Source organism: Streptomyces sp. NPDC028305, from assembly GCF_055569495.1.
The window spans coordinates 196,534-221,318 of sequence record NZ_JBVHTN010000004.1; the positions used below are offsets into that span (position 1 = coordinate 196,534).

Genomic DNA, 24,785 nt, shown 5'->3' on the forward strand with positions numbered 1-24,785 from the left:
GGGCCCTCGCCCGCCGCTCACCGGTCGTCCGCGGGCCCCCTCAGGACCTCGATCACCCCCGCGAAGCTGTCCGGGCCGTGGCCCGCCGCCGAGGCCCGCTCCATGGTGGACTTCAGCAGCTCGGGCAGGGCGTTGTCGACGCCCCGGGACGCGGCCGCGTGGAGCAGGTGCTCGATGGCCGCGATCTGCACGTCGATGGTCGCGTCGTCGCCCGGGTAGCGGCCGGCGTCCACCTGAGGTGCGTAGGTGGTGAGGAAACCGGCCACGGCGGTCAGCCAGCGGATCGCGATGGGGGTGAAGGCCGTGGCCGGCGTCTTCTCCGCGCCGACCAGCGCGGTGCCGTGCAGCCAGCCGGCCATGGTGGACCACATCAGGCCGAGCAGGGCCGCGTCGTAGAGGGAGGCCAGGCCGGGTTCTTCGGACAGGTGCAGGGGGTCGCCCAGGGCCGCCAGGGTCGGCCGGTGGGCCTCGAAGACGGCCCGCGGACCGCTGTAGAGGAACATCATCTCGGGGCTGCCGACGCCGGGCGGGGTGGTCATGATCGCGCCGTCGAGATAGTCGGCGCCATGCGACCGGGCCCACCCGGCCATCTCATCGGCCTGCTCCGGCGAGCCGGAGGTGAGATTGACCAGGACCTTGCCCGCGAGGGACTCGGCGACGGGGGCGAGGACGGTGTGCAGCGCGTCGTAGTCCAGTACACAGGCGAGGACGAGCGGGCTCGCCGCGATCGCCTCCCGGGGCGTCGCGGCCGGGCGGGCGCCCCGGTCGGCCAGCGGCCGGGCCTTGTCCGCCGAGCGGTTCCACACGGTGGTCGGGTGGCCGCGGTCCAGTAGCGCGGAGGCCAGCGCCGAGCCCATCGAGCCCAGTCCGACGACCGTGACGGCCTGGTGGCCATGGTCGGTGTTCAATTCACAGCTCCTCGTATGTCCGCACACAGCGGTTGTTCCGTCGCCTGCCACGCTCGCAGCGCTCGGCGGCCGCGGACAGTGACACCGATGACGACCGCCACCAAATTCCTGCCATACGCTGCGAGGCATGAGCGCTGGTTCCGTGGCCGTGGTCGTGACCGAGGAGATAGGGCTCCCCTCCTGGGACCTCTACGAACTGAGCATCCCCTGCACCGTCTTCGGGAAGGCACAGGCCGACCTGGCCGACCCCTGGTACGACCTGAGGCTGTGCGGCATGGGAGCGGCAGCGGCAGCGGGAGCGGGGGAGCGGCCGGAGGACGGCGGCACCGGGCTCGTGCTGCGGACCGGCCACGGCCTCGACGACCTGGTCGGAGCCGACACGGTCATCGTGCCCTCGGTGCCCGACGCCTGTGTCGAAGAGGGCAAACCCCTGCCGGAGGCGCTGATCCTGGCCCTGCGCCGGGCCTACGACGCGGGCGCCCGCATGGTCTCCCTGTGCACCGGAGCCTTCGCGCTCGCCGAGGCCGGGCTGCTCGACGGGCGGCGCGCCACGGCCCATTGGCTGCACACCGCGCAACTCGCCGAGCGCTACCCGAAGGTGCGGGTCGACGACTCGGTGCTGTACGTGGACGACGGCGACGTGCTCACCAGCGCGGGCCTGACCGCCGGGCTCGACCTCTGCCTCCACCTGGTGCGCCGCGACCTCGGCGCCCATGTCGCGAACCAGCTCGCCCGCCGCATGGTGGTGCCCGCCCACCGGCCCGGCGGCCAAGCCCAGTTCATCGACCTGTCCGTGCCCGCGACCGACGACGACGCGCTGGCCCCCGTACTGGAGTGGGCCCGGTCCCACCTGGACCGGCCCCTGACGGTGCGGGACCTGGCGCTGCGGGCCGCGATGAGCCCCCGCACCTTCTATCGGCGGCTCCAGGAGGCCACGGGGACGACCCCCTTGCGGTGGCTGCTCACCCAGCGCCTCGGGCGGGCCCAGGCCCTGCTGGAGTCGACCGACCTCCCCATCGAGAAGATCGGCGAACTCAGCGGCCTGGGCACGGCCAACAACCTCCGCCACCACTTCCTCCGGCACATCGGGGTGTCGCCGAGCGAGTACCGGCGGGCCTTTCCGCGGTCGGTTCCCGGGGCCGTTCGCGGGGCCGGGTGAGGCGTCTCCTGACGCGCTCGGCGTCAGGCCGTGTGCTGATACGCCGAGTAGGTCAGATAACCCGCGTCGCCGCCCTGGTAGTACGTGGCCTCGTCGGCCGGGGCGATCGGGAGGCCGGTGCGCAGCCGCTCGACCAGATCGGGGTTGGCGATGAAGGCGCGCCCGAAGCTGATGAGGTCGGCCCCCAGCCCGAGCCAGTGGTCGGCCTCGGTCCGCCCGGTCTGCTTCGGGCCCATCGGAAGCACCGGGTTCATGATGAGGGTGCCGGGCCACGCACGGCGCAGGCCCATCAACACCTCCTCGTCGGCGGTGGCTTCGAGATGGACGTACGCCACCTCAAGGCGGGCCAACTCGGTCAGGAGCGCGGTGTAGAGCTCCGGAACATCGGCCTCCGCCACGCCCCAGAACGTCCCGCCCGGGGAGAGCCGTATACCGGTCCTGGCCCCGCCGACGGCCTCGACGGTCGCCGACACCGCTTCGACGGCGAACCGGATCCGGCCCGCGACCGAGCCTCCGTAGCGGTCCGTGCGCAGATTGGCGTTCGAGGAGAGGAACTGGGAGATCAGATAGCCATTGGCGCCGTGCAGCTCGACACCGTCGAACCCGGCGTCGACGGCGCGGCGGGCGGCCTGCGCGTACGACCGGGCGTGCTCGGGCACCTCGGCGGCCTCCAGGGCGCGCGGCGTCGGCGCGGGCTGGGGCCCGGTGGGGGTGAACACCTCGCCGACGGCGGCGACGGCCGAGGGCCCGACCGGGCGCATACCGGTGGTGTCCGGATGTGAGACCCGCCCGCCGTGCATCAGCTGGGCGAAGATCCGGCCGCCGTTGGAGTGCACGGCGGCGGTCACCGGGCGCCACGCGGCGACCTGATCGTCGGTGTGCAGCCCCGGTGTGCCCGGATTGGACTGCCCGATCAGACTCGGCTGCACGCCTTCGCTCACGATCAGCCCGGCGGTGGCCCGCTGCGCGTAGTACGTCGCCATCGACGGCGTCGCCAGACCGCCGTCGGCGGCCCGGATCCGCGACATCGGGGCCATCACCACCCGGTTGGGCAGCGTCAGGTCACCGAGCCGATAGCTGTCGAAAAGGGTCGTCGTCGTCACGTCGGGTTTCCTCCGCGATCCGCGGCGCCCGCTTCTCGGGCGCTCGGCGGTTACGCTAAAACCTCACATGGATGTCAGAGGCAAGGCTCTGTGTCGCGGGTCACAGTCGGGAGGACGGCATGCGCATCGGGGAGCTCGCCGCACGGGCCGGGGTCAGCGTCAGATCCCTGCGCTACTACGAGGAACAGGGGCTGCTCGCCAGCGCCCGCAGCGCCAGCGGGCAGCGGCACTACACGGACGACGAGGTCGAACGGGTCACGTTGATCCAGCGGCTGTACGCCGCGGGGCTGTCCAGCCGCACTATCTACGAACTGCTGCCGTGTGTCGACGCGCCCAGTGAGGAGAATTCCGACGCCGCGCTGGAGCGGATGGCACAGGAGCACGACCGGCTCTCCCGCCACATCGACGAACTCATCCACACCCGGGACGCACTCGAAGGGCTGATGGCCACGAACCGCGCGCATCGCGAGACTCTGCGGGCAACGGCGGCCTGCTGACCGCGGCCAGCCGATCGTCCCGACCGCGCCCTAGGGGGTGTACGCCGGACAGGGCCTAACTCGCGTGCGCGGCGAATGCCGCGTACGCGGGCTCGTCGAAGAGGACGAACCTGACCTCCTCGACCGCGGTGTCCGCGGCCCGCACCGTATCGACGGCGATGCGGGCGGCGTCCTCCAACGGCCACCGGTAGACGCCGGTCGAGATGGCCGGGAACGCGACCGTACGGGCGCCGAGTTCGTCAGCGACCCGCAGCGCCTCGCGGTGGCAGGAGACGAGAAGCTCCGAGCGGTCCTCGGTGGCGGACCACACGGGCCCCACGGTGTGGATGACCCAGTCGGCGTGCAGCCGCCCCGCGGTCGTGGCCACGGCCCGCCCCGTCGGCAGCCCCTTGCCGTAGTGCGACGCGCGCAGCGCCCGGCACGCCTCCAGGATCTCGGGGCCGCCCCGGCGGTGGATGGCGCCGTCGACGCCTCCGCCGCCGAGGAGGGAGGAGTTCGCGGCGTTGACGATGGCGTCGGCGTGCTGGTCGGTGATGTCGCCGCGGACGAAGGTGATGGTGGTGCTCATGGGGTCATCTTCCGTGGTCTACGGCCGCTCGGGCGAGCTGACGCGCTCCGTCGGGCCGCCGAACGGCAGGAACGTGGACCGGGTGGCGAGCAGCCAGACGCCGTTCTCCTTGCGGAACGTGTCCTCGTAGTGGCCCACGTTCGCGGGCAGCCGGGGCGGCAGCATGCCGCCCGTGTAGCCGTCGACGCGGTACGTCGCGAAGTACGACGTGGCGGAGGCCGTCGTCGGGGACTCCACGGTGACCAGGATGTTCGTACACATCCGCCGCGACAGCCGGTCCGCCGGCCGCGACCCGAAGTACTCCCGCAACGCCTCACGCCCCTCGACCCGGCGGGCGCCCTGCGGCCATTCCCACACCCCGTCGGGCGTGAACAGCTCGGCCACGGTGGCGGGGTCTCCGAGGTCGAGACGGCGGAGGAACTCGACGATCAGCCGCTCGCAGGCGCGCTCGGCGAGCAGGCGGGCCAGGTCCTGGGCTTCGGCGGTCATCTCCACTTCTTAGCAGCGGCGCGGGTGGCGCCACGAACCGTTTTCCACACCGTCGCGGCCCGGCGCTCTTGCTTCGAGTGCACGCGAACTGCTTAGCGTCCTCGGCACGACCGTGATCGACAGCACCCCCGCGGAAAGGGCTCGAGCGTCATCATGAGCAACGCCATCGAACAGATCAGCAAGGTCGAGCTGGGCCACGGCGGCCCCCTCGTCGGCGTCCAGGGCTTCGGCGCCATGGGCATCAGCCACGCCTACGGGCAGACGGACGACGCGGCGGCCCGCGACACCCTGGAGGCCACCGTCGAGGCGGGCGTCACCCTCATCGACACCGCCGACATGTACGGCGCCGGCGCCAACGAGGAGTTCCTCGCGCCGTTCGTCGCCGCGCACCGCGACGAGATCACCCTGGCCACCAAGTTCGGCGTCGAGCGCCGCGCCGACGACCCGGACTACCGGGCCATCCGCAACGATCCCGGCTACGTCAAACAGGCCGTCGAGGCGAGCCTGCGCCGCCTGAACGTCGAGGTCATCGACCTCTACTACATGCACCGCCGCGACCCCGCCGTCCCGCTGGCCGAGTCCGTCGGCGCCATGGCCGAGCTGGTGCGGGAAGGCAAGGTCAGGCACCTCGGTCTGAGCGAGGTCACCGGTGCCGAGCTGCGCGAGGCGCACGCCGTGCACCCGATCACCGCGCTCCAGTCGGAGTGGTCGGTCTTCAGCCGGGACGCCGAGCGCGGCGCGGTGGGCGCGGCCGCTGAGCTCAACGTCGCCTTCGTGCCGTACTCGCCGCTCGGCAAGGGCTTCCTGACCGGCGCGTTCACCGACACGGGCACAGTCCTCTCCAGCGGCGACGTCAGGCAGTCGCATCCGCGCTTCACCGGCGACAACGCCAAGGCGAACGCCGCTCTCCTGGCTCCCCTGCGCACCATCGCGGCCGACCATGGTGCCACCACGGCGCAGATCGCCCTGGCCTGGGTGCAGCAGCGCGCCCAGGCGCACGGCCTGACCGTCGTTCCGATCCCCGGCACCCGCAGCCGCGGCCGCCTCCTCGAGAACGCCGCGGCGACCCGGATCACGCTGACCTCCGACGAGCTGGCGCTGCTGGAGCCGGTCGCCGCCCAGGTGGCGGGCGACCGTTGACCGGTCTGTGAGCGCGTGTTCAGGGGCGGCGCGGGCGGAGACCGTATCCATGGGGGAGAGATACGCGATCCACTGTGGACGAGGAGAGGGTGGCCATGAGCAGCGAGCGCCCCGCGCTGTACGAGATGTTCGACGAACGGTTCCGCACCGGGCGGTGCATGGACGGCGATGACCGTCTTGAGGTCCTGTACGGCGGCTGCCGCTGGGCCGAGGGGCCCGTGTATCTGCCTGCCTGGCGGCAGGTGATCTGGAGCGACATCCCCAACGACCGGTTGCTGCGGTGGGACGAGGAGACCGGCGCGGTCGGCGTCTTCCGCCGCGGCGCCGGGAACACCAACGGCAACACCCTTGACCGCGAGGGCCGTCTGATCAGCTGTGAGCAGGGCAACCGCCGCGTGACCCGGACCGAGCACGACGGCACGGTCACGGTGCTGGCCGACCGCTGGCAGGGCAAGCGTCTGAACAGCCCGAACGACGCGGCGGTGAAGTCGGACGGCTCGATCTGGTTCTCCGACCCGGACTTCGGCATCCTCAGTGACTACGAGGGCTACCGGGCGCAAAGCGAGATCGGCTCCAACAACGTCTACCGGATCGACCCGGACAGCGGCCAGGTGCGGCTGGTCGCCGACGGCCTCGGCGCCCCGAACGGCCTGGTGTTCTCGGCCGACGAGCGGCGGCTGTTCGTCTCCGACACCCGGGCGGGCTGCGTCCGGGTCTTCGATGTGCGTGACGACGGCACGCTGTCGGACGGCGAGATCTTCGCCGAGGCCGCGGCCCGCGAGGGCGCCCGCTTCGACAACCTCCGCTTCGACGACGGCGGCAGGCTCTGGGTGGCCGCGATGGACGACGGCGTGCACTGCTACGACCCGGACGGCACGCTGATCGGGCGGCTCGTCGTCCCCGAGACGGCCGCAAACATCTCCTGGGGCGGCGCCAAGCGCAACCGTCTCTTCATCGCGGCGCGGACCGGCCTCTACTCGGTGGTCATGAGCGTCACGGGCACGCACCCGACCGGGCCGGGGCCCAGGCCCTGACCCGAGGGGCCGTGCCCCGTCCGGGACCGGTCCCGGACGGGGCACGGGAGGGTCGGGGTGGTGCCGGGGGCCGCCCCGGTCGTACGGCGCACGGCGAATGGGGTGGGCTCCGATGGCGGATCAGGTCCTGGAGCGGATGCCGGGCAGGGTCAGGTTCGCCCTGGCGGGCGTCTGGGGCCAGGCGGTGGTCAACTTCTTCGCCGGGGGCTCGCTGCTCTCCGAGCTGGACAGCCGGCTCGCCCATGGCCAGCACGTCGCGGAGCCCGGCCTGGTGCGGGGCCTGGCGTACTTTTCCATGGCGGTGGCGGTCCTGCTGGCCGTCGTGGGCGTCTGCGCGCGGAAGCGGTTCGGCTGGGTGTGGACCGTGATCGTTCTCGTCGAGATGCTGGCCGTGATGAGCGGGATGGTCGGGTTGTACTGCGTGTGGATGGGGCTCATCGCGGTGAGCGAGTCCGCCCTGCTGATCGGGCTGGCCCTGCCGCTGGCGATCGGCGGGGCGCTGATCACCGGGCGGGGTCAGGAGTGGTTCAGCCGCTGATGCCGAGCGCCGCCGCGTGGGTCTCCAGGCGCTCGGCGGCCAGGGCGCCGGCCGCCTCGTCGTCGCGGGAGGTGGCGACGACCAGGGCGCGGCCGGCCAGGGTGTGGGCGCGCTGGTGGAGGGCGGCGATATGGGTCGGGGCGGTGGAGGCCGTGGTGGGTGCGGCGCGGAGCGGGGAGCGGCCGTCGCGCAGGCGGGTGACCTGGTCGGTGAGGCGCTGGGCGGCGGTGTCGAGCGCGGGGGCGGGCACGAGGGCGCGCAGCTCGTCGGTCACGGTCAGCAGCGCGGTGAGATGGCCCGCCAGCTGGATGTCCAGCTCCTCCTCGCGCGAGCGGTGCGGGAAGCCCCGCCCGGGCTCGGCCATGGTGTGGACCGACTTGGCGCGGATCGGCTCGTACATGGGTGGCCTCCAAGGGATCTCAGGAGGCCATCCTAGCTTAGACTCTGTCTAAAGTTGAGTTCTTGCTAAGTATCTGCCAAGTGTCTGTCGCCCGGCCGCCCGGTGCGACCACGAGCCCGGGGTGATCGAACTGATCGAACTGATCGAAGTGAAGGTGCTGACGCCGGACGACTGGGCGATCTGGCGGGAGCTGCGGCTCACCGCCCTCGCGGACGCGCCGTACGCGTTCGGGTCCCGGCTCGCGGACTGGCAGGGCGACGGCGACCGCGAGGAGCGGTGGCGCGCCCGCCTGGAGATCCCCGGTTCGTACAACCTGGTGGCCGCGCTCGACGGGGCGCCGGTCGGGATGGCCGGCGGGGTCCCCGGCCCGCACCATGGCGTGGTCGAGCTGATCTCCATGTGGGTGAGCGCGGCCGGGCGCGGGTGCGGGGTCGCCGATCGGCTGGTGCGGGCCGTGGAGGAGTGGGGCCTGCGGGCGGGGGCCGAGGTGCTGCGGCTGAACGTCATGCCGGACAACGCGCGCGCCCTCGCCTTCTACCGGCGCATCGGGCTGGCCGAGGCCGGGGAGGAGGAGGGGGAAGTGGTGATGGAGAAGGCGCTACGGCCCCGCTGAGCGAGCCGCGCGTGACCGGGGCGGCGTCAGTGCTGGCCGTAGCCGTCCAGGAACCTTCCGATCCGCGTCACCGCGTCCGCCAGGTCCTTCTTCGCCGGGAGCGTCACGATCCGGAAGTGGTCCGGCTCCGGCCAGTTGAAGCCCGTTCCGTGCACGATCATGATCTTCTCGGAGCGCAGCAGGTCCAGGACCATCTGCCGGTCGTCCTTGATCTTGTAGACCGCGGGGTCGAGCCGGGGGAACGCGTACAGCGCGCCCTTCGGCTTGACGCAGGTCACGCCCGGGATCTGGGTCAGCAGCTCATACGCCGTGTCGCGCTGCTCCAGCAGCCGGCCGCCGGGCAGCACCAGGTCGTTGATCGACTGGCGGCCGCCGAGGGCCGCGGCCACCGCGTGCTGGGCGGGCATATTGGCGCACAGCCGCATATTGGCCAGGATGGTCAGGCCCTCGAGATAGTTGGTGGCGTGGGCCTTCGGGCCGCAGACCGCGAGCCAGCCGCTGCGGTAGCCCGCGACCCGGTAGGCCTTGGAGAGCCCGTTGAAGGTCAGGGTCAGCAGGTCGGGGGCGACGGCCGCGGTGGGGGTGTGGGTCGCGCCGTCGTAGAGGATCTTGTCGTAGATCTCGTCGGAGCAGACGACCAGATTGTGGCGGCGGGCGATCTCGGTCAGCCCGCGCAGCATCTCCTCGTCGTAGACCGCGCCCGTCGGGTTGTTGGGGTTGATGATGACCAGGGCCTTGGTGCGGTCCGTGACCTTGCGCTCGATGTCGGCGAGGTCCGGCATCCAGTCCGACTGCTCGTCGCAGCGGTAGTGCACGGCGGTGCCGCCGGAGAGCGAGACCGCGGCGGTCCACAGCGGGTAGTCGGGGGAGGGGACCAGCACCTCGTCCCCGTTGTCCAGCAGGCCCTGCATCGCCATCTGGATCAGCTCGGAGACGCCGTTGCCGAGGTATACGTCCTCGACGTCCAGGTAGATGCCCTTGGTCTGGTAGTGCTGCATCACCGCGCGCCGGGCGGACAGCAGCCCCTTGGCGTCGCCGTACCCATGGGCCCCGCCGAGGTTGCGCAGCATGTCCTCCAGGATCTCCGGCGGACAGTCGAAGCCGAAGGTCGCGGGGTTGCCCGTGTTGAGCTTGAGGATGCGGTGACCGGCGGCCTCCAGCCGCATCGCCTCCTCGAGTACCGGGCCCCGGATCTCGTAGCAGACGTTGGAGAGCTTCGTGGACTGGATCACCTGCATGTCGGCCACCTTACGGGCGTGTAACCGGGACCGCTCGGTGTTCTTCGCCACGTCGACGGTGTAAGGGGGCGTCTTCGGGCGGATGGGGCGGCGGCGCGCGCCGGGTAACGAGTCGGTTTCCCGGGTTAATTTCCGTGCGCGATGGGTTGGCCCGGACGTGTCGGCTGGCTATCGTTCACGAACTTCAACGAATCGTTCCGCTGAACGAATAGCGGAGAAGGGTGGCCGGCCCATGTCCGACACCTCACCCCGAAACGCCCCAGGGGCGGCGGGGATACCGCGCCGGTCGCTGTTGGTCGGCGCGGCGGCGGGCGGCGCCGCACTCGGCGCGTCCTGGCTGCTCAGCGGCTGCTCCGGCGCGGCCTCCGCGTCCCCGGCCGACGCCCTCCCCAGCGCCGGGCCCACCGGCCGCCCCGACCGCGGCGGCACCCTGCGCATCGCCCGGCCGCCCGCCTCCGACGCCGAGACCCTGGACCCGGCCAGCTCCCTGTCCGCCTACGAATACCTGGGCGCCCTCTACAACCGGCTGGTGCGGATCGGCCCCGACGGCGGCCTCGCCCCCGACCTCGCCGAGTCCTGGGAGCCCGACGACAAAGCCCGCACCTGGACCTTCCGGCTGCGCCGCGGCGTCACCTTCCACAACGGGCGCGCCTTCACCTCCGCCGACGCCGCCTACACCCTGCGCCACATCCTCGACGAAAAGACCGGCTCCCCGCAGGCCGGCGTGCTGGCCCCGCTGGTCGACCCGAAGAAGCTGCGCACCCCCGACGCGCACACCCTCGTCGTCCCCCTGAAGACCCCGAACGCCGAGTTCCCCAGCCTGCTCACCCACTACAACTGCTACGTCATCCCCGACGGCAGCGCCGCCTCCATCGGCCGCACCGGCATCGGCACCGGCCCCTTCAAGCTGGTCTCCTTCTCCGCCGCCGGGCCCGGCCGGATCACCGCGTACCCGGACCACTGGGCCGGCCGCCCCGTCCTGGACGCCATCGACTTCTACTCCGTCGCCGATATGCAGGCCCGCTCCAACGCCCTGCTCGCCGGCCAGGTCGATCTGCTCTCCCAGACCAACCTGGACTTCGCCACCGCCCGCGTCGTCGCCAACTCCGACCGCGCCACCCTCGCCCGGGTGAAGAACGCGCAGTGGTACGTGCTGCCGATGCTCACCACCGAGAAGCCCTTCACCGATGTGCGGGTGCGGCAGGCGATGAAGCTCGCGTACGACCCCGAGCACGTCATGAAGGTCGCCCTCCAGGGCGCGGGCACCGCCGGCTGGGACAACCCCGTGCCGCCCAGCGACCCGGGCCACCTCGCCCGCCACCCGGCCCACGACCCCGAAAAGGCCCGCCATCTGCTGAAGCAGGCCGGGCAGGAGCGGCTCGCGGTCGACCTCTACACCTCCTCCTACGACCCGATCTTCACGCCCATGGCCCTCGCCTACCAGGAGTCCGCCAAGCGGGCCGGCATCCGGATCCGGGTCAGAACGGCCGCCGCCGACTCGTACTACACCCAGATCTGGATGAAGAAGCCGCTCATGGCCACCTACTGGTACACCGGCCGCCCCATCGACCAACTCCTCAACCAGGTCTTCCGGGGCGGCTCCTCGTACAACGAGACCGCCTGGGCCGACAAGGACTTCGACGCCCTGCTGGACCGGGCCCGCCGCGAGACCGACGACGCCCGGCGCCGCGAGCTCTACCAGCAGGCGCAGACCGCGGTCGTGGAGCGGGGCGGGGCGATCACCCCGATGTTCGCCGACCGGCTCGTCGGCATCTCCCGCAAGGTGCGGGGCTACGCGGAGCACGGCTTCGAGTTCGACTACCTCGGCATCGGGCTGAAGGGGGCGTGAGGGGCGTGCTCACCTTTCTCGTACGCCGCGTCGTCGCCGCGCTCGGCACGCTGCTGCTCTCCTCCGTCCTCGTCTTCCTCGCCGTCCAGTCGCTGCCCGGCGACGTCGCCACCCAGGTGCTCGGCAAGGACGCCACCCCCTCCGCCGTCGCCGCGCTGCGCGACAAGCTCCACCTCGACCAGCCCGCCTGGGAGCGCTACCTGGAGTGGGTCAAGGGCGCGCTCCACGGCGACTTCGGCGCCTCGCTGGTCAACGCCAAGCCGGTGGGCGGCGAGGTCGCCCAGTACCTCGGCAACTCCGCGCTGATCGCCGTCGTCACCGTCCTCTTCGCGGTCACCGGCTCGCTCGTGCTGGGCGTCGTCGCCGGGCTCTACCGCGACCGCTGGCCCGACCACCTCATCTCCACGGTCAGCCTGATCGGCATGAGCGTCCCCGAGTTCGTGGTGGCCACCGTGCTGGTGCTGCTCTTCTCCATCGCCGTCCCCGTCCTGCCCGCCGTGGTGCTCTACGGACCCGAGGCGAGCGTCGGACAGCTGCTCCCGGCCGTATGGCTGCCCGCCGCCTCGCTCGCGATCGTGATGGCCGCGTACATCGTGCGCATGGCCCGCACCTCGGTCATCGACGTCATGGCCGGCGAGTACGTCACCACCGCCCGGCTCAAGGGCCTGTCCACCTGGCGCGTGGTCACCCGCCACGCCCTGCCCGGGGCGCTGCTGCCCACCCTGCATGTCATCGCGCTCAATGTGGCATGGCTGGTCGGGGGCGTCGCCGTCGTCGAGAACGTCTTCAACTACCCCGGCATCGGCAAGCTGATGCTCTCCTCCGTGCAGAACCGCGACCTGCCGGTCATCCAGGCCATCGCCCTGATCAGCGCGGTCGTCTACGTCTGCTGCAACCTGGCCGCCGACCTCGGCGCCATGGCCCTCAACCCCAAGCTCAGGACCCGAGGAGGGCGGACCCGATGAGCACCCTGAAGACCCCCGACGCTCTTGTCGCGGCCGGGCCGGTCGCCGCATCGCCCGGCTTCGCCGCCCGCACCTGGCGCACCATACGCTCCTCCCGCGCCGCCACCATCGGCCTGGCGATCGTCGCCGTCCACCTCCTGATCGCGCTGCTCGCGCCCGTGCTGACCTCGTACGAACCGACGGTCGGCGACGCCTCGCAGGCCCTGCTCGGCCCCGGCGCCGACCACTGGGCCGGCACCGACCAGTACGGGCGCGACGTACTGGCCCGGGTGCTGTACGGCGGGCGGTACGCGCTGGGCGTCTCGGTCGCCGCGACCCTGGTGACCATCGCCCTCGGCACCGTCCTCGGCTGCGCGGCCGCGCTGCGCGGCGGCTGGCTGGACGACCTGCTGATGCGGGTGCTGGACGCCGTGCTGTCCATCCCGTCCATCCTCGCCCTGCTGGTCGTCGTCACCGCGCTCGGCACCGGGCCCGCGGTCATCGTGCTCGCCATCGCCGTCGTCTACGTCCCGCAGGTCGTCCGGGTCGTCCGGGGCGCCGCGCTGGCCGTCGTCCCCGCCGACTACGTCACCGCGGCCCGCGCCCGCGGCGAGCGGACCTGGTCGATCCTGTGGCGCGAGGTGCTGCCCAACATCACCGACGTGGTGTGCGTCGAGTTCGCGATGCGCGCCTCATGGGTGGTGCTGCTGATCAGCTCCCTGTCCTTCCTCGGCTTCGGCGCCAACCCGCCCACCCCCGACTGGGGGCTGATGGTCGCCGAGAACCGCACCGCCATCACCGTCGTCCCGATGGCGAGCCTGGCGCCGATCATCGCCCTGGCCACGCTCGTGATCGGGCTCAACCTCGCGGCCGACGGCCTGTCCAAGGCGTGGGGCGTGGACCGGATCCGGGAGGGCTCCTGATGACCGCCATCGTCTCCGTGGAAGGCCTGAGCGTCGCCTACCGCTCCGCGGGCCGGGACATCCCCGTCGTCCACGAGGTCGGCTTCGAGCTGTGCCCCGGCCGGACCCTCGCCCTCGTCGGCGAGTCCGGCAGCGGCAAGTCGACCGTCGCCGCGACCCTGCTCGGACATCTGCGGCACGGCTCGCGGATCACCGCGGGCACGGTGCGCGTCGAGGGCAAGGACGTCTTCGCCCTCCCGGCCAGGGAGTTGCGGCGGCTGCGCGGCGGCACGGTCGCCATGGTCGCGCAGAACGCCGGGCACGCCCTGACCCCCTCGATGCGGGTCGGACGGCAGATCGCGGAGGCGCTGCGCGGCGACGCGGCCGGCTCCGTCGCCGTCACCGACCTCCTCGACCAGGTCCGCCTCCCGCGCCCCGCCGAACTCGCCCGCCGCTACCCGCACGAACTCTCCGGCGGGCAGCAGCAGCGCGTCGCGATCGCCATGGCCATCGCGGCCCGCCCCAAGGTCCTCGTCCTCGACGAACCCACCACCGGCCTCGACGTCATCACCCAGCGCGGCGTCCTGGACCTGCTCGCCGCGCTGCGCGACGAACTCGGCCTCGCGGCCGTCCTGGTCAGCCACGACCTGGGCGTCGTCGCCCACATGGCCGACGAGGTCGCGGTGTTGCGGGAGGGCCGGGTCGTGGAGGCCGCGCCCACCCGCCGCCTCTTCGCCGCCCCCGCCGACCCGTACACCCGGCGGCTGCTGGCCAGCGTCCCGCGCCTGGCCGACTCCGGGCTCGCGGTCGTCGCCGAGGACGGCACCCGCGAGATCCGGCCCAAGGCCGAGGTGCCCGCCGACGCCCCGGAGGCGGTCGCCGTCCGCGACGTCACCATCGACTACGGCGCGAGCCGCGCCGTCCACGGCGTGTCCTTCCGCGTGCGGCGCGGTGAGGTGCTGGCGCTGGTCGGCGAGTCGGGCAGCGGCAAGTCCACGCTGGCGTGGTCGCTGGCGGGGCTGCGGGCGCCGTCGGGGGGTGAGATGACCACGAAGGGAACCGACGGCGACCTGGCCCGCCCGGCGCGGCAGCGGCCGCTGTCCCTGCGGCGCAAGGTCCAGCTCGTCTTCCAGAACGCCGACACGTCCCTGAACCCCCGGCGCTCGGTGGGCGAGGCGGTACGGCGGCCGCTGCGCTTCTTCGGCACGGCCGCCTCCCGTGGGGAGGCCGCCACCCGCGCCCGGCAGCTCATCGCCGACGTACGCCTCGACCCGGCCCTCGCCGACCGCCTGCCCGCGCAGCTCTCCGGCGGGCAGCGGCAGCGGATCGGGATCGCGCGGGCGCTGGCCGGCGAGCCGGACGTACTGATCGCCGACGAGATCACCACCGCGCTCGACGTCTCCGTCCAGGCCGAGGTGTTGCGCCTCCTGGACGACCTGCGGCGCGAACGCGAACTGGCGTGCCTCTTCATCAGCCACGACCTGGCCGTGGTGCGGGGGATCGCCGACCGGGTGGTGGTGCTGCGGCACGGGGTGGTGGTCGAAGAGGGCCCGACCGAGGCCGTCTTCGCGTCCCCGGGCCACCCCTACACCCGCCGCCTCATGGCCGCGGCGCTGGACCCGGACGGGGACGCGCACCCGGACGCGGGCGCGGGGGTGGCCGACGACTGGCAGGACGCCGCGGAGCCGGACGCCCCCTGGACCGACCTGGGCCCCGCCCACCGCATCCGCCGCTGGCGCCCGGCAGCGCCATGACTGCCCGCGATGGCCCGTTCCGGACGGGCGCAACCATCAATTGAGCAACCCCCATGGCGAGCAACCAGGTCCGCGAGAGCGGCGCCGGTTTAGGCGCAAAAGAAGGGCTACACCACGTGAGATACCGCGAGCAGTTCGACCGCGAGGTCCGGACGGAGGACGTCTGGATCCCCACCCGGGACGGCACCCGGCTGCACGCCCGTATCTGGCGCCCCGTCGACGCCACCGCGGACCCCGTCCCCGCGCTGCTGGAGTACCTCCCGTACCGCAAGAGCGACTGGACCGCCCCGCGCGACGCGCAGCGTCACCCCTGGTACGCGGGGCACGGCTACGCCTCCGTCCGGGTCGATCTGCGCGGCAGCGGGGACTCCGAGGGCGTGATGCTCGACGAGTACACCGCGACCGAGCTGGCCGACGGAGTCGACGTCGTGGAGTGGCTGGCCGCCCAGCCGTGGTGCACGGGCAAGGTCGGCATGTTCGGCATCTCGTGGGGCGGGTTCAACTCCCTCCAGATCGCCGCCCTGCGCCCGGAGCCGCTGAAGGCGATCGTCACCGTCTGCTCGACCGACGACCGTTACGACAACGACGTCCACTACACCGGCGGCGCCGTCCTCGGCATCGACATGCTCGCGTGGGCGGGCACCATGCTCGCGTTCACGGCCCGCCCGCCGGACCCGGCCACCGTGGGCGAGAACCGGTGGCTGCCCATGTGGCGGGAGCGGCTGGAGGCGCTGGAGCCGTATCTGCACACCTGGCTGGCGCACCAGCGACGGGACGACTACTGGCGCCACGGCAGCGTGTGCGAGGACTACGGCGCCATCGACGCGGCGGTCCTCGCGGTGGGCGGCTGGGCCGACCCGTACCGGGACACCGTGCTGCGCCTGGTGGAGCATCTCGACGCGCCCGTGCGGGGGCTGATCGGGCCGTGGTCGCACCAGTACCCGGACCGGGGCCTGCCGCCGGGCCCGGCGATCGGCTTTCTCCAGGAGACGCTGCGCTGGTGGGACCACTGGCTCAAGGGCGTGGACACCGGGGTCATGGCGGACCCGGCCCTGCGCTCCTGGATCAACGACCCGGTGCCGCCCGCGACCCACTACACGACCATGCCCGGCCGCTGGGTCGCCGACGACGCCTGGCCGTCCCCGGCGGTCACCTGGGACGAGCGGCCGCTGGGCGGTGAGGGGACGGAGCCGGTGATCGTGCGCTCCCCGCTGCACACCGGCATCGACGCGGGCCGCTTCTTCCCCTTCGGCAACGCCACCGACCTGCCACCCGACCAGCGCGAGGAGGACGGCCGTTCGGTCTGCTTCGACTCCGCGCCGCTGACGGAGCGCGTGGAGATCCTGGGCCGCCCGCGCGTCCGGCTGCGCCTGGACAGCGCCACCCCGCGCGCGCATGTCATCGCGCGCGTCTGCGACGTCGCCCCCGACGGCTCCTCGACGCTGGTCACCCGGGGCGTGCTCAACCTGCTGTCGCGGCACGGCCGGGACAAGGCGGTGGAGTGGACGCCGGGGACGTACGAGGACGTGGAGTTCGAGCTCAACGGCATCGGGTACGCCTTCCCGCCCGGCCACCGCATCCGGGTCGCGGTCTCCGACCAGTACTGGCCGTGGGTGTGGCCGCACGGCGAGCGCGACGAGCACGGCGCGCTGACCGTGCGCCCCGCGGACAGCGCCGTACTCCTCCCCGTACGGGACCCGGGCGCCGACGCCGGCCGCCCGCCGATCACCTTCGAGGAGCCGGAGCAGGCCCCGCCGCTCCCCGTGACGACCGAGCCGCCCGCCGGGAACCGGCCCGAGCGGCTGGTGCGGCACGACGTGGCGACGGGGGAGTGGACCCTGGAGGTGGACCCCAACTACGGCGGCTCCCGCACCTACCCCGACGGCCTGCGGTACGAGGAGAGCGCGCTGGAGACGTACCGGATCCGCGGCGGCGATCCGCACTCGGCCGTGGCAAGCTCCCAGTGGACCGTCCGGCTGCGGCGCGGCGACTGGGACGCAGTCGTCGTGGCCCGCACCGAACTCCGCGCCACAGCAACGGAGTTCATCATGGACAGCAGCATCGAAGCACGTGCGAACGGAGACACAGTGGCCAAGCGCACCTGGCACCACACCACCCCCAGGACCTCGGCATGACACGACCCGTCCGCCCCAAGGCCGCCCGGCGGGCCGTCGCCGCCTCCGAGCGCACCCGTCAGCCCACCGAGGTGCGCCGCCGGCTGATCGTGGAGGCCGCCGTACCGCTCATCGTGGAGCGGGGTTCCGCGGCGGTGGGCGTACGCGATGTGGCGGCCGCGGCGGGGGTCTCGGTCGGCACGGTCACCTACCACTTCGAGAGCGTCCAGGAAGTCCTCTCCGAGGCGATGGTGCTGCACATCGAGCGCTACTACGCCGCGCTCAGCGAGGCCGCCGCCCATGCCACCAGCGGCGCCGAGGGGCTGCGGCTGCTCATCGACGCGCTGTTCACCGACGACACCGACCGCCACTGGCGGATGTGGTTCGACTACTGGCACGCGGGCGACCGCGACCAGGCGTTCGCCCGCGGCCAGGCCGCACGCTACGAGAGCTGGCACGGCGAGATCCGCTCCCTGGTCGAACGGGGCGCCGACGAGGGCGACTTCGGCTGCGCCGACCCCGCCGAATTCGCCGTCCGCTTCGCGGCCCTCGCGGACGGCCTCGCCCTGCAACGGCTGCGCCAGGCCCCGCCGCTGACCACGGAGGCGGCGCGGCGGCATCTTTATCGGCTGGTGGAGGTGGAGCTGAAGGCGGCTGGGTGAATCGCCCGCCCATGGCCATAATGGTGGGTCGTATGCCGACACGGGGGGACAGTGAACGGTGACGGACTCAGAGGGTTCCGGCGAGTGGACGACGTTCTCCTTACTCAACGACGAGCCGGTGGCCGCGGAGCCTGACGACCAGCTCGGCGCCGCGCTCGTGGCGAAGCGACTGGCTCAGCTGCTCCTCACCTCGCGCGCCTCCACCCCCTTCACACTCGCCGTGGACGCGGGCTGGGGCATGGGCAAGAGCAGCCTGATGCGGCTGGTCGATGCCGAGCTCCAGAAGGAGCCCGGCGTGCACACCGTCTGGTACAACGCGTGGACCTCCACCGGCGCCGACGCCCTGGAAGGGCTCATCAAGTCGGTGCTGATGCGCTTCGACCGGCGGGTGCTGCGCCGGGGGCTGCGGCGGGCCACCGATCAGCGGGCGCTGATCCGCGCGGCCCGCGCCCTGTTGGTGCTGCTCGCGGGCCCGCTCGGCGTCTCCCGCCTGGTCGACGAGCTCTGGAGCAACCTTTCGGCCAAACCCGAAGCGCGCAATGACATGCGTGACGCCATCAAGGACCTGACGCAGGAGTGGGCCGAGACAGGCGAGTTCACGCCGCGCCGCATGTTGGTGGTCTTCATCGACGACCTGGACCGCTGCTCGGAGGAGACCGTGCTCGCGGTGTGCGAGGCGGTCAAGGTCTATCTCGACGTGCCCGGCCTCGCGTTCGCCATCGGCGGTGACCGCTCCGCGCTGGGGCCGAACGGCCTGCTGCGCGATCTGTCCCCGGCGGGCGCCGCGTTCATGGAAAAGATCTTCCAGACCAGCTATCGGGTCCCGGCGGCGGACGGCCGGGACTTCGAGGCGTACATCCGCCGGTGTATGCGGGCCACGGGCATCCACCGGGTGGTCGACGACGAGCTGGTCCCGCTCCTCGCCGAGCGCTCGGGCCGCAATCCGCGCCGCGTCAAGCGGCTGCTCAACGGCTTCGTCCTGGAGGCGACCCTCAACCCCATGTGGGCGGGGTTCGGCTCCGAAGCCGTGATCCGCACGCTGCTGCTCCAGTACTTCTACGCCGACTTCTACCGGATGATGGCCGACCCCGGGCCGGGCGCGGGCGACGTGGTCGCGGAGTTCCGCCGTTACCGGGAGGTACGGCGGATCCTGCTGGCGGGGCCCGGAGCGGCCGTGGTCGGCGACGACAGGAAGGCGCAGCGGATGTTCGAGGAGTACGAGGTGGCGCCGCCCCACTCACTGGACCAGGACACGCCGGTGGCGGCCCTCGCCCGGCTCGAGCAGTACCTGCCGAGCGGTTTCCCGGCCCTGACCACGGACCAGGCCTTCATCTCGCTGCTCGACGAGCTGCTGCGGCTGCCGAGGTCGGCCGAGCTGCTGATGGCGATCAGGAACGGGCCGAAGGACCGTGTGCCCTCCACGCTTTCGCAACTCGTGGACGTGGAGGTGAACATGGAGATGGACACGGCGGAGGAGTACGCGGGCCTGGAGCGTGGGGCCACCCCCACCCGCCTGGGGGGCCTGCGCATCCTGTGGGTGGACGACCGCCCCGAAAACAACACGGACCTGGTCGGGCTGCTCATGGAGTGGGGGGCGGGGGAGGTGGACATCGCTCGGAACCAGGAGGAGGCCGACCGCGCGATAGCGGCCCGGCCCCCAGACCTGTTGATCTCCGACGTCAGCAGAGGCCGTGCGGCCGAGGCGGGCTTCACGTATGTGGAGCGGCTGGTGCGAGAGCGGCGATACCGCGGGGACGTGGTGTTCTTCACCGGGCGGGTCACGCCCGCGCGGGAGGCCCGCGCCCGGGAGCTGAACGCCCTCGGCATCACGACCGACCCGTACCAACTGCTGCGGCTCGTCGACGAGGCCGCCGACCGCCGCCGGTGAGGCCGCGCGCTCACCCCGCCTGCGTACGCCGCACCGACCGCCCCGCCAGGACGTCCGTACGCCGCCCGTCCTCGATGACGAAGCGGCCGTCGATGAGCACGTGCGGGATCCCCGCAGGCAGGGTGCGCGGGGACTCGAAGGTGGAGCCCGCGGCGACCGTGTCCGGGTCGAAGAGGACGAGGTCGGCGCGGTAGCCCTCGCGGACCAGGCCCCGGTCGGGGAGGCGGAGACGGGCCGCGGGGCGCGCGGTGAGGTGGGCCACGCACTCCTCCAGGGACAGCACGCCCAACTCGCGCACATAGCGGCCCAGATACTGCGGGAAGGTCCCGTACGCGCGCGGGTGCGGTTTGGCGCCTTGCAGGATGCCGTCGCTGCCGCCCGTGTGTACGGGGTGCTTCATGATCGCCCGCACGTTCTCCTCGTTCCCGGCGTGCTGAAGGATCGTCGAACCGAGCCGGTCCTCCAGCAGCAGTCGGCGCGCGGTGTCCCACGGCGCCTCGCCGCGCTCGCGCGCGGACTGCGCGACCGTCCGGCCGGCGTACGCCGCGAGGGCCGGCTGGCTGACCCCCGAGATCTCGATGGTGTCCCAGTCGACGGGCACGCCGTGACAGCCGTCCGCCCCCTCCACCTCCATGACGTGCCGGATCCGCTCCGCGGTCGCCTCGTCGCGGAGCCGGTCCAGGATGGCCTGCGGCCCGCCTTCGGCGGCCCAGCTGGGCAGCAGAGCGGCGAGCGTGGTGCAGCCCGGGAGATAGGGATAGGTGTCGAGGCTGATGTCGGCACCCTCGGCGAGCGCCCGGTCCAGCAGCGCGAGCAGTTCGGGCGCGCGGCCCTTGTTCAGGCCGAAGTTCATGGTCGCGTGCGCGAGATGCAGCGCGCAGCCCGCCTCGCGGGTGAGCGCCACCATCTCCTCGTACGCCTCCAGGGCGCCCGCGCCGTACGAGCGGTGGTGCGGGCAGTAGTAGCCGTCGTACGCGGCGACGACGCGGCACAGCTCGGTCAGTTCGGCGTCGGACGCGTACATCCCGGGCGTGTACGTGAGCCCGGACGACATCCCGACCGCCCCCTGCTCAAGACCCTCCGCGACCAGCCGCTTCATCCGCGCCACCTCGTCCGGGGTGGCGGCCCGGTCCTCCCAGCCGAGCGCAAGCATGCGGACGGAGCCCTGGGGGACGAGATACGCGGCGTTGACCGCGATGCCCTGGCCGTCGAAGCCGCGGTCGAGCCGGTCCAGGAACCCGCCCACGGTGCGCCAGTCGAAGTCGATGTCGGAGCCGTCGCCGTTCCAGCCGGTGATGGCCGTGCGGATCTCGGCGAGGGTGCGGTCGTCGGCGGGCGCGTACGACAGGCCGTCCTGGCCGAGCACCTCCAGCGTCACGCCCTGCGCGGCCTTGGCGGAGTGGTCCGGGTCGCGCAGCAGGGCGAGGTCGCTGTGCGCATGCATGTCGATAAACCCGGGCGCGACCGCGAGCCCGTCCGCCTCCACCACCCGCTGACCTGTCGGGCGCGGCCCGGCGCCCTCCGGCACGATGCGGGTGATCCGCCCGTCGTCGACCCCGACGTCCGCCCTGAAGCGGGCGCCGCCGCTGCCGTCGACGACCTGCGCGTTGCGAATGACCAGGTCCATGTGCGTAGGCCTCGCTCAGAAGAACGTGCGGATGTAGTCCGTGACCGTGCCGTCCGCCTCGGCCAGCGGGATCAGCTGCCACTTGTCGAAGCTGGTGCACGGGTGGGAGAGGCCGAGGGCCACCCAGTCGCCGACCTCCAGGGACGTGCCCTCCTCGACCGCGAGCCAGGCGTGCTGGTCGGACAGGCCGGTGACGGTGAGGCCGGTGGCGGGGCGTTCGGTGCCGTCGGGGGAGCGGATGATCTGGGGCTCGGGCAGGTCGAGGTCGTACGCCGCGTCGCGCTTGCCCGCGTTGAGGAAGGCCTGGCCCTGCTCGGGGCGGGAGACGACCTGGGCCCAGAGGCGGAAGGCCGGGTGCAGGGCGCCCTCGTCGGGGACGCGGTTGAAGGGGGTGATGTGGCGGTAGTGGCCGTCGTCGTGGGAGACGTACGCGCCGGAGCGCAGCAGCTTCAGGACCGGGCCGGACAGTTCGGGCAGCTCCGCGAAGACGTCCGCGACCGCGTCGAACCACGCGCTGCCGCCCGCGCTGACCACGATCTCGTCCGCGTCCGCGAACCGGCCCTCCCCGTCGAACGCGACGGCCAGCGCGGTGAGCCGGCGCAGCCAGGCCCGGACCCGCTCGCCGTCCGGCTTCGGCACCTCGCCCTCGTAACCGGCGACGCCGACCAGGCGCAGGGTCCCGGTGGCCGCCACCGCGTCGGCGACGGCCGCGCAGTCGGCCTCCGTACGGGCGCCGGTGCGGGCGCCGGGGCCCGCGCCGAGTTCGACGACGACGTCGAGGGGGCGGCGGGCGCCGGCCTCGCGCAGGGCCGCGTCCATCAGCTCGACGCCGCGCGGGGAGTCGACGTACGCGATGAAGCGGAACTCGGGGTCGGCGTCCAGCTCGCGGGCGAGCCAGCGGAGCGCGGCGGCGTCCACGACCTCGTTGGCGAGGAAGATCCGCTGGATGCCGAAGGCGCGGTACATGCGCACATGGCCGGGGACGGCGGCGGTGATGCCCCAGGCGCCGTGGGCGAGCTGGCGCTCGAAGAGCTGGGGGGCGAGGGAGGTCTTGCCGTGCGGGGCGAAGGCCAGCCTGTGGGCGGTGGAGTAGCGCTCCATGACGGCGAGGTTGTGCTCCAGGGCCTCGGCGGAGAGCGCCAGGACGGGGGTGGTGAAGCCGCCGGTGAACAGGGAGCGGCGCTCGGCGGCCAGCTCGCCGACGGTGCGGCCCTCGGCGTCCGGGGGCAGGCCCTTGAAGCGGTGGTCGACGCGCTCGTGGGCGAGGCGCCCGACGGGTGAGCCGGGCGTGTCGGCGGCGTGGTCGACGGCCATGGAGCCTCCCATGCGGATCCGTGCTGCAACATGTGCAACGCTCATTGCGTATGGCGCTTACCGCTGTCTAACATCCCGCCAAGCACCCGGTCAACGGTGCGCGCCACCCCCCGGAAGGCGCCAGAGCCCACAGCAAGGAGCGAGCCCCGCCGTGTCCGCAGCCCTCCACGTCGACGTCGTGTGCCTCGGTGAGTCGATGGTCACCTTCAGACCGTCCCGGCCGGGCAGGCTCGCCGACGTGCCCGCGTTCTCGCGGGGGATCGGCGGCGCGGAGTCCAACGTCGCCTGCGGGCTCGCGCGCGGCGGGCACACCGCCCGGTGGATCAGCCGCGTCGGCGCGGACGGCTTCGGGGACCACCTCGTCGCGGAGATCGCCGCCGCGGGCGTGGATGTCTCCCGCGTCCAGCGCGACCCCGACCGCCCCACCGGCATCTACTTCCGTACGGCGGGGGAGCGGGAGCGGGAAGGCGACGGGCAGCCGCTCTCCGAGGTCGTCTACTACCGGGCCGGGTCCGCCGCCTCGGCCATGTCCCCCGGCCTGGTGCCCCGGGAGGCGGCGTGGTCGGGCCGCGTCCTCCACCTCACCGGGATCACCCCGGCCCTCTCCGCCGACTGCCACACCCTGATGCGGGAGCTCACCGCCCCCGCCCCGGGCCGCCCCCTCGTCTCGTTCGACGTCAACTACCGCACCGCACTGTGGCGCGGCCAGGACAGCGAGCGCCTGCTGGACCTCGCCCGCGGCTGCGACCTCGTCTTCGTCGGCGAGGACGAGGCCGAGATCGCCTGGGGCCTGCACGGCGCGGAGGCGGTCCGGGCGGCCCTGCCCGAGCCGCGGGTGCTGGTGGTGAAGCAGGGCAGCGCGGGCGCCACCGCGTACGCCCGGCAGCCGGACGGCGGGGAGGACGAGGTCACCTTCGAGCCTGCCCTTGACGTGGACGTGGTCGCGTCCGTCGGCGCGGGCGACGCCTTCGCCGCCGGGTTTCTGTCGGGCACCCTGCGCGGGCTGCCCGTCGCGGAGCGGCTGCGCCACGGCCATCTGATGGCGGCCGCCGCCCTCACCGTCCCCGGCGACCTGGGCACCCCGCCTTCGCGCGAGCACGCCGACCGCCTGGCCGCCCTCGACCCCGGCGCGTGGGGCAGACTGCGACTCGGCCCCGGCTGGACGGACACCGGGACCGTACGCGCGGAGGTGGTGACCGACCCATGAGCCAGACCGTCGACCGAGCGCTGAGCATCCTGCCGCTGCTGGCGGAGGGCCCGGCCAATCTGGAGCAGGTGGCCACGCGGCTCGGCGTGCACAAGACGACCGCGCTGCGGCTGCTGCGCACCCTGCACGAGCACGGCATGGTCTACCGGCAGGAGGACCAGCGCTACCGGCTCGGCGCCCGCCTCTTCGCGCTCGCGCAGCAGGCCGCGGAGAACCTGGACGTACGCGAGATCGCCCACCCCTATCTGGTCGAGCTCAACGAGCGGTGCGGGCACACCGTCCACCTCGCCGTGTACGAGGACAACGAGGTGCTCTACATCGACAAGGTGGAGAGCCGCTACCCGGTCCGGATGTACTCGCGCATCGGCAAGCCCGTCGCGATCACCGTCGCCGCCGTCGCCAAGCTGCTGCTCGCCGACCTGCCCGAGGCGGAGCGGCGCGCGGTGGCCGAGCGGCTGCCGTACCCCGCCTACACCCCGCGCTCCACCCCGAACGCCGCCGCGTTCCTCAAGGAGCTGGCGACCGTGCGGGAACAGGGCTGGGCCACCGACCTCGGCGGCCACGAGGAGTCGATCAACTGCGTCGGGGCACCCATCCGGGGGGTGGACGGGCGGGTCGTCGCCGCGTGTTCGGTCTCCGCGCCGAACGTCGTGGTCACGGCCGAGGAGCTGCTCGCGCTGCTGCCGCTGGTGCGCCGCACGGCGGAGGCGATCAGCCGCGCGTACTCCGGAAGCGCCCCGCCGGACGTGCCGGATCCCGACGTGCCGGACCCCGACGTGCCGGACCCCGACGTGCCGGATCGCGACGTGCCGGACCCCGAAGACAAGTAACCGCCCG

23 protein-coding genes are annotated in these 24,785 nt (G+C 72.8%); 15 read left to right on the forward strand and 8 right to left on the reverse strand.

Features of this window, described 5'->3' with window-relative positions:
* Window positions 1–17: 17 nt before the first annotated feature.
* Window positions 18–908 carry an NAD(P)-dependent oxidoreductase gene (locus tag ACZ4WQ_RS17145; protein WP_398370975.1) on the reverse strand — a complete coding sequence of 297 codons (891 nt, stop codon included), beginning with the start codon at window positions 906–908 and terminating at the stop codon, window positions 18–20.
* Window positions 909–1,056: 148 nt separating this feature from the next.
* Between ACZ4WQ_RS17145 and ACZ4WQ_RS17150 the strand changes: the two genes are divergently transcribed.
* A complete protein-coding gene (locus ACZ4WQ_RS17150) occupies window positions 1,057–2,067 on the forward strand; it encodes a GlxA family transcriptional regulator (protein WP_468022337.1) in 1,011 nt (336 codons plus the stop codon).
* Between the two features lie 23 nt (window positions 2,068–2,090).
* On the opposite strand, the gene ACZ4WQ_RS17155 is transcribed toward ACZ4WQ_RS17150, so the two are convergent.
* Window positions 2,091–3,170 carry an alkene reductase gene (locus ACZ4WQ_RS17155; RefSeq protein WP_398370979.1) on the reverse strand — a complete coding sequence of 360 codons (1,080 nt, stop codon included), beginning with the start codon at window positions 3,168–3,170 and terminating at the stop codon, window positions 2,091–2,093.
* A gap of 119 nt (window positions 3,171–3,289) precedes the next feature.
* On the opposite strand from ACZ4WQ_RS17155, the gene ACZ4WQ_RS17160 reads away from it, so the two are divergent.
* On the forward strand, window positions 3,290–3,667 hold the full coding sequence (locus ACZ4WQ_RS17160; protein ID WP_311726241.1) for a MerR family transcriptional regulator: 378 nt from the start codon (window positions 3,290–3,292) through the stop codon (window positions 3,665–3,667).
* Between the two features lie 55 nt (window positions 3,668–3,722).
* On the opposite strand, the gene ACZ4WQ_RS17165 is transcribed toward ACZ4WQ_RS17160, so the two are convergent.
* Window positions 3,723–4,235, reverse strand: coding sequence for an O-acetyl-ADP-ribose deacetylase (locus ACZ4WQ_RS17165; RefSeq protein ID WP_398370982.1), 513 nt, complete (start codon window positions 4,233–4,235; stop codon window positions 3,723–3,725).
* Window positions 4,236–4,253: 18 nt separating this feature from the next.
* Entirely contained in the window at window positions 4,254–4,724 is a 471-nt protein-coding gene (locus tag ACZ4WQ_RS17170) for a nuclear transport factor 2 family protein (RefSeq protein ID WP_358844909.1), read from the reverse strand.
* Between the two features lie 153 nt (window positions 4,725–4,877).
* Between ACZ4WQ_RS17170 and ACZ4WQ_RS17175 the strand changes: the two genes are divergently transcribed.
* The 3 genes from ACZ4WQ_RS17175 (at window position 4,878) to ACZ4WQ_RS17185 (ending at window position 7,436) form a co-directional block, all read left to right on the forward strand.
* A complete protein-coding gene (locus ACZ4WQ_RS17175) occupies window positions 4,878–5,864 on the forward strand; it encodes an aldo/keto reductase (RefSeq protein WP_398370984.1) in 987 nt (328 codons plus the stop codon).
* Window positions 5,865–5,959: 95 nt separating this feature from the next.
* Window positions 5,960–6,898: an SMP-30/gluconolactonase/LRE family protein gene (locus ACZ4WQ_RS17180; protein WP_398370986.1), complete on the forward strand. Its 939-nt coding sequence runs from the start codon at window positions 5,960–5,962 to the stop codon at window positions 6,896–6,898.
* 112 nt (window positions 6,899–7,010) lie between these two features.
* Window positions 7,011–7,436 carry a hypothetical protein gene (locus tag ACZ4WQ_RS17185; protein ID WP_398370988.1) on the forward strand — a complete coding sequence of 142 codons (426 nt, stop codon included), beginning with the start codon at window positions 7,011–7,013 and terminating at the stop codon, window positions 7,434–7,436.
* Here the strand turns inward: ACZ4WQ_RS17185 and ACZ4WQ_RS17190 are convergent.
* The gene (locus ACZ4WQ_RS17190) at window positions 7,426–7,836 is read right to left on the reverse strand and encodes an SCO4983 family protein (protein ID WP_311726237.1); all 411 of its coding nucleotides are present in this window, start codon (window positions 7,834–7,836) and stop codon (window positions 7,426–7,428) included. The genes ACZ4WQ_RS17185 and ACZ4WQ_RS17190 overlap by 11 nt on opposite strands.
* A 139-nt stretch (window positions 7,837–7,975) precedes the next feature.
* On the opposite strand from ACZ4WQ_RS17190, the gene ACZ4WQ_RS17195 reads away from it, so the two are divergent.
* Window positions 7,976–8,449 (forward strand): GNAT family N-acetyltransferase, encoded by a 474-nt coding sequence (locus ACZ4WQ_RS17195; RefSeq protein WP_385340653.1) that lies wholly within the window; start codon window positions 7,976–7,978, stop codon window positions 8,447–8,449.
* Between the two features lie 26 nt (window positions 8,450–8,475).
* Here the strand turns inward: ACZ4WQ_RS17195 and ACZ4WQ_RS17200 are convergent, their stop codons facing one another.
* On the reverse strand, window positions 8,476–9,687 hold the full coding sequence (locus ACZ4WQ_RS17200; protein ID WP_398371814.1) for a pyridoxal phosphate-dependent aminotransferase: 1,212 nt from the start codon (window positions 9,685–9,687) through the stop codon (window positions 8,476–8,478).
* A 232-nt stretch (window positions 9,688–9,919) separates the two neighbouring features.
* On the opposite strand from ACZ4WQ_RS17200, the gene ACZ4WQ_RS17205 reads away from it, so the two are divergent.
* From ACZ4WQ_RS17205 to ACZ4WQ_RS17235, 7 genes are all read left to right on the forward strand, one after another.
* Window positions 9,920–11,536, forward strand: coding sequence for an ABC transporter substrate-binding protein (locus ACZ4WQ_RS17205; protein ID WP_398370990.1), 1,617 nt, complete (start codon window positions 9,920–9,922; stop codon window positions 11,534–11,536).
* Between the two features lie 5 nt (window positions 11,537–11,541).
* On the forward strand, window positions 11,542–12,501 hold the full coding sequence (locus tag ACZ4WQ_RS17210; RefSeq protein WP_361182934.1) for an ABC transporter permease: 960 nt from the start codon (window positions 11,542–11,544) through the stop codon (window positions 12,499–12,501).
* Window positions 12,498–13,403, forward strand: a complete 906-nt coding sequence (locus tag ACZ4WQ_RS17215) for an ABC transporter permease (RefSeq protein ID WP_361182932.1) — start codon at window positions 12,498–12,500, stop codon at window positions 13,401–13,403. Before ACZ4WQ_RS17210 ends, ACZ4WQ_RS17215 begins: the two co-directional genes overlap by 4 nt.
* A complete protein-coding gene (locus ACZ4WQ_RS17220) occupies window positions 13,403–15,136 on the forward strand; it encodes a dipeptide ABC transporter ATP-binding protein (RefSeq protein ID WP_398370993.1) in 1,734 nt (577 codons plus the stop codon). Before ACZ4WQ_RS17215 ends, ACZ4WQ_RS17220 begins: the two co-directional genes overlap by 1 nt.
* Before the next feature lie 116 nt (window positions 15,137–15,252).
* The gene (locus tag ACZ4WQ_RS17225; RefSeq protein ID WP_398370995.1) at window positions 15,253–17,271 is read left to right on the forward strand and encodes a CocE/NonD family hydrolase; all 2,019 of its coding nucleotides are present in this window, start codon (window positions 15,253–15,255) and stop codon (window positions 17,269–17,271) included.
* The gene (locus ACZ4WQ_RS17230; protein ID WP_385340532.1) at window positions 17,268–17,912 is read left to right on the forward strand and encodes a TetR/AcrR family transcriptional regulator; all 645 of its coding nucleotides are present in this window, start codon (window positions 17,268–17,270) and stop codon (window positions 17,910–17,912) included. The genes ACZ4WQ_RS17225 and ACZ4WQ_RS17230 overlap by 4 nt, the downstream gene beginning before the upstream one ends.
* A gap of 58 nt (window positions 17,913–17,970) precedes the next feature.
* Window positions 17,971–19,800: a P-loop NTPase fold protein gene (locus ACZ4WQ_RS17235; protein WP_398370997.1), complete on the forward strand. Its 1,830-nt coding sequence runs from the start codon at window positions 17,971–17,973 to the stop codon at window positions 19,798–19,800.
* Window positions 19,801–19,810: 10 nt separating this feature from the next.
* Here the strand turns inward: ACZ4WQ_RS17235 and ACZ4WQ_RS17240 are convergent, their stop codons facing one another.
* Both ACZ4WQ_RS17240 and ACZ4WQ_RS17245 read right to left on the reverse strand, forming a co-directional pair.
* Window positions 19,811–21,427 carry an amidohydrolase family protein gene (locus ACZ4WQ_RS17240; protein ID WP_398370999.1) on the reverse strand — a complete coding sequence of 539 codons (1,617 nt, stop codon included), beginning with the start codon at window positions 21,425–21,427 and terminating at the stop codon, window positions 19,811–19,813.
* Between the two features lie 15 nt (window positions 21,428–21,442).
* Window positions 21,443–22,741, reverse strand: coding sequence for an amino acid deaminase (locus tag ACZ4WQ_RS17245; protein WP_398371001.1), 1,299 nt, complete (start codon window positions 22,739–22,741; stop codon window positions 21,443–21,445).
* A 196-nt stretch (window positions 22,742–22,937) separates the two neighbouring features.
* On the opposite strand from ACZ4WQ_RS17245, the gene ACZ4WQ_RS17250 reads away from it, so the two are divergent.
* Together ACZ4WQ_RS17250 and ACZ4WQ_RS17255 are read left to right on the forward strand one after the other, a co-directional pair.
* Window positions 22,938–23,948: a sugar kinase gene (locus ACZ4WQ_RS17250; RefSeq protein WP_385340649.1), complete on the forward strand. Its 1,011-nt coding sequence runs from the start codon at window positions 22,938–22,940 to the stop codon at window positions 23,946–23,948.
* Entirely contained in the window at window positions 23,945–24,778 is an 834-nt protein-coding gene (locus ACZ4WQ_RS17255) for an IclR family transcriptional regulator (RefSeq protein ID WP_398371003.1), read from the forward strand. The genes ACZ4WQ_RS17250 and ACZ4WQ_RS17255 overlap by 4 nt, the downstream gene beginning before the upstream one ends.
* Window positions 24,779–24,785: the final 7 nt, after the last annotated feature.